Origin of the sequence: Janthinobacterium sp. AD80 (assembly GCF_002878455.1) — a bacterium.
Taxonomy (GTDB): Bacteria; Pseudomonadota; Gammaproteobacteria; order Burkholderiales; family Burkholderiaceae_D; genus Janthinobacterium.
Genome location: NZ_NRDQ01000298.1, coordinates 1 through 917, shown reverse-complemented (window position 1 = coordinate 917; position 917 = coordinate 1). Strand labels below are relative to the sequence as shown.

At 68.4% G+C, this 917-nt stretch carries 1 pseudogene; it reads left to right on the top strand.

The features are described from left to right. Positions 1–917, top strand: a pseudogene (locus JaAD80_RS28890) (pyruvate ferredoxin oxidoreductase); the annotation flags it as partial.

The following is a 917-nucleotide window of genomic DNA, read 5'->3' as shown; positions in this document are numbered from 1 at the left end:
ACAAGCCGGCGCTCGACCGCCGCAGCCTGCTGCCCGGCTTCGCGCCTGCCGCGCTGCTGGCGAATGCGGCCGACGGCGTGCGGCGCCTGCCCTACTTTTGTTCCGGCTGCCCGCACAACAGTTCCACCAAGGTGCCGCAGGGCTCGCGCGCGCAAGCCGGCATCGGCTGCCATTTCATGGCGTCGTGGATGGACCGCGACACCACGGGCCTGATACAGATGGGCGGCGAAGGCGTCGACTGGGTGGCCCACTCCATGTTCAGCGCCACCCCGCACGTATTCCAGAACCTGGGCGACGGCACGTACTTCCACTCGGGCTTCCTGGCCATCCGCCAGGCCATCGCCGGGCGCGCCAACATCACCTACAAGATTCTATACAACGACGCGGTGGCCATGACGGGCGGCCAGCCCATCGACGGCAGCCTGACGGTTGACGCCATCGCCTGGCAAGTGCATGCAGAAGGCGCCAAGGCCATCGCCGTGGTCAGCGACGCGCCGGAAAAATACGCGGGCCTGCACGGCCGCTTCCCGCCGCCCGCCACCTTCCACGGACGCGAGGACCTCGACCAGGTGCAGCGCCGCCTGCGCGACGTCAAGGGCGTCACCGTGCTGATTTACGACCAGACCTGCGCGGCCGAACTGCGCCGGCGCCGCAAGAAAAAGGAATTGGCCGATCCGCCGCGCCGCATGGTCATCAACAGCGCCGTGTGCGAAGGCTGCGGCGACTGCGGCGCGCAGTCGAACTGCCTGTCCATCGTGCCGCTGGAGACCAGCTATGGCCGCAAGCGCGCCATCGACCAGTCGTCGTGCAACAAGGATTATTCCTGCGCCAACGGCTTCTGTCCCAGCTTCGTCTCCGTGCGCGGCGCGCCTTGCGCAAGGCGGCCGACGCCGCCATCGACCCGCAAGCGCTGCGAC